Source organism: Leifsonia sp. SIMBA_070 (assembly GCF_046534635.1).
Lineage (GTDB): Bacteria > Actinomycetota > Actinomycetes > Actinomycetales > Microbacteriaceae > Leifsonia.
This window is the reverse complement of record NZ_JAWRYK010000039.1, coordinates 1-427: the sequence shown is the minus strand read 5'-3', so window position 1 is coordinate 427 and position 427 is coordinate 1. Positions and strand designations below refer to the sequence as shown.

Genomic DNA, 427 nt, shown 5'->3' with positions numbered 1-427 from the left:
CTGCCATGGACTGGCTGGAGGACCGGCTGTCGCGGCAGCGCTTCCTCATCGGGGACACCATCACGGAGGCCGATGTGCGGCTCTTCACCACGCTGGTCCGGTTCGACCCGGTCTACCACGGCCATTTCAAATGCAACCGGAACAAGCTCACCGAGATGCCCAACCTCTGGGGTTACGCCAGGGATCTTTTCCAGACGCCGGGGTTCGGCGACACCATCGACTTTGAACAGATCAAGGCGCACTACTACATCGTTCACGAGGACATCAACCCGACCGGGATCGTGCCCAAGGGCCCGGATGTCAGCAACTGGCTCAGCGAGCACCACCGCGAGGAGCTGGGAGGCCGTCCGTTCGGAGACGGGACTGCCCCCGGACCGGTCCGGGAAGGCGAGGAAGTGGCTGCGGGGCACGGCGCCGAATGATTCCC

The 427-nt window shown here is 64.4% G+C and carries 1 protein-coding gene; it reads left to right on the top strand.

Annotated elements, in window-relative coordinates:
• Positions 1-422 (top strand): glutathione S-transferase C-terminal domain-containing protein (locus tag SB754_RS19295; RefSeq protein WP_410784027.1); only part of this gene is annotated, 422 nt, incomplete at its 5' end.
• Positions 423-427 lie beyond the last annotated feature (5 nt).